3 protein-coding genes are annotated in these 2,331 nt (G+C 61.8%); all 3 read right to left on the bottom strand.

The window, feature by feature from the left end; translation table 11 throughout:
• The coding region (locus TX78_RS00530) for a hypothetical protein (protein WP_044493430.1) at positions 1 to 743 on the bottom strand (743 nt) is incomplete at its 3' end.
• Positions 744 to 802: 59 nt separating this feature from the next.
• A complete protein-coding gene (gene qcrC, locus TX78_RS00535; RefSeq protein ID WP_044492742.1) occupies positions 803 to 1,600 on the bottom strand; it encodes a cytochrome bc1 complex diheme cytochrome c subunit in 798 nt (265 codons plus the stop codon).
• 60 nt (positions 1,601 to 1,660) lie between these two features.
• Positions 1,661 to 2,308 (bottom strand): aa3-type cytochrome oxidase subunit III, encoded by a 648-nt coding sequence (gene ctaE / locus TX78_RS00540; protein WP_044492743.1) that lies wholly within the window; start codon positions 2,306 to 2,308, stop codon positions 1,661 to 1,663.
• Positions 2,309 to 2,331: the final 23 nt, after the last annotated feature.

The following is a 2,331-nucleotide window of genomic DNA, read 5'->3' on the forward strand; positions in this document are numbered from 1 at the left end:
CGCATCAGCAGAACGACCGCTTTGGCCTTCTCCGAAAGGCGCTGGCCGTGCGACTGGATCTCGCGCAGGTTCTCAGGGATCACGTGCATGGCTGAACCGATGGTGAGGTCAGCAGCGCGGATGGGCGTGCCGGTGGGGTCTCGGACCAGGCGGACGCCTTCCTCCCAGAGGGTGTGGCGCATTCGCTCAACACCGAAGTTCTCGCTGCGGTCGAGGTCACGAAACATGATTACTGCCGGCAGCGGCGCCAGCAGTGCGGCGCCGATCAGCGTATTCCGCAGCAACGGACGACGAGCAATCTGTGTCTCATCCACTACCTCGGTGAGGATCTTCTGCGCTTCTTCACGGTCAGCCTCAGCGCGCAACGGCTTACGGTCCTCTACGACTTCGTGATCGGGCATCAGGGTCTTGGCCCAGTGGACCACACCCAATCCGATACCCAGCATGGCGAAGGCGGAGCCCAGACCCAGAAGAGTGTTCTGCAGGCGCAGCAGGTGTAGGTCACCCTCTGTGACTCCCACGACGAAGTAGCCGATGAAGAAGACCACGGTGCCGATGATGGAGATGAGGAACAGGACTGAGACCTGGCGCTCAGCGCGCTTGGCCGCCTTCTCATCCACATCTGCGAGCCGCGGACGGTGCGGGGGCAGACCAGGGTTCTCCAGGGCGTATGTGCCTGACTCCCCCTCGCCGGCCGTGACGACGGCGCCCGACTTCGGGTCGCCGTTACCGTGCTCGCCCATATGGTTAACGTCCTTTGCTGTCATTCAGTGCGGTATTTGGTGCTTGTGATTTCTAGTGCTCAAGAGGAGCGCGAGGTCAGCCAGACCATGGAGCCGATCAGCAGCGCGAGGCCGAGAGTCCAGATCAGGAGCCCCTCTGCGACTGGTCCCATGAAGCCCAGCGAGAAACCGCCAGGAGTTCCTTGGGATTCGTAGGTCTTCAGGAAGGTGATGATGTCCCGCTTGTCCTCCGGCGGAATGTTGGAGTCGTTGAAGACCGGCATGTTCTGCGGGCCGGTGGTCATAGCCGAGTAGATATGCCGCGCCTCGACCCCGTGCAGGCTGGGTGCGTACTTACCTTCAGTCAGCGCACCGCCAGCTCCTGCTGCGTTGTGGCACATGGCGCAGTTGATGCGGAAGAGCTCTCCGCCGCGGGCTGCATCGCCCTGATCGATGTCGAGGTATTCGTCATCGGGAACTGCGGGGCCCGCGCCCAGAGAGGCAACATAGGCAGCCAGCTGACCAGTCTGCTCATCGTTGAACTGAGGAGGCTTCTGCTGGGCTTGGGGGCCCTGCATCTGCATGGGCATACGGCCGGTGCCGACCTGGAAGTCCACCGCCGCTGCGCCCACGCCCACCAGGGACGGCCCGGCATCGGTACCTTCAGCGTTCATGCCGTGACATGTTGCACAGTTGGCAACGAACAGACGCTGACCCTCTTCAACATCCTCAGTGCTGTAGCCGGGGGGGACATTGGAGGCCTGCGCCTGGTTCACCGTGGTCGCTGCGGCGTAGAGCCCGCCGGTGACCAGCAGCCCCAGGAGCAGCAGTGCCACGAACGCGAACGGGTGGCGGCGCTTCTGTGAGAGTGCCTTCACGTGTGCCGGTTCCTTTTCTTCTCGGTGCGGTATTAGAGCTTGGATGGGTGCGTCGTCGAGTTAGACGAGCAGCGGCAGGATGTAGACCACGCCGAAGAGCGCAATCCACACCGCGTCCACGAAGTGCCAGTAGTACGAGATGACGACGGCGGCATGTGCCTCACGGTGTGTGAACTTCACGCTGAAGTAGGCGCGGGCAATCACATAGAGGAACGCAATGAGACCACCGATCACGTGCAGGCCGTGGAAGCCAGTAGTGATGTAGAAGGCGGAGCCAAAAGCGTTGGTCTGAATAGTGACACCGTGGGAGACGAGCACAGCAAACTCGTAGGTCTGACCGGCGATGAAGATCGCCCCCATGATGAAGGACACGATGTACCACTCGACCATGCCCCAGTTCTTGAACTGCAGCAGCCCGCCAGTGCGCCGAGGCTGGTGTCGCTCAGCCGCGAAGACGCCGAACTGCGCGGTCACCGAGCTGGCCACCAGGATCACGGTGATGATCGTGGCCAGAACAACGTCCAGTCGGCCGCTGTACTCTGCCCACATCTCCTGCTGAGTGGAGCGCAGAGTGAAGAACATTGCGAACAGTCCGGCGAAGAACATCAGCTCGCTGGTCAGCCACACCATGGTGCCTACGGACACCATGTTCGGCCGGTTCGGCAGCGTGCGTGCCGGTACGTTGGGGGCTTGGGTTGCAGTCGTCACAGAGACATTATGTCCTGAAATGA

The sequence above is a fragment of the Nesterenkonia massiliensis genome (assembly GCF_000455245.1).
GTDB lineage: Bacteria > Actinomycetota > Actinomycetes > Actinomycetales > Micrococcaceae > Nesterenkonia > Nesterenkonia rhizosphaerae.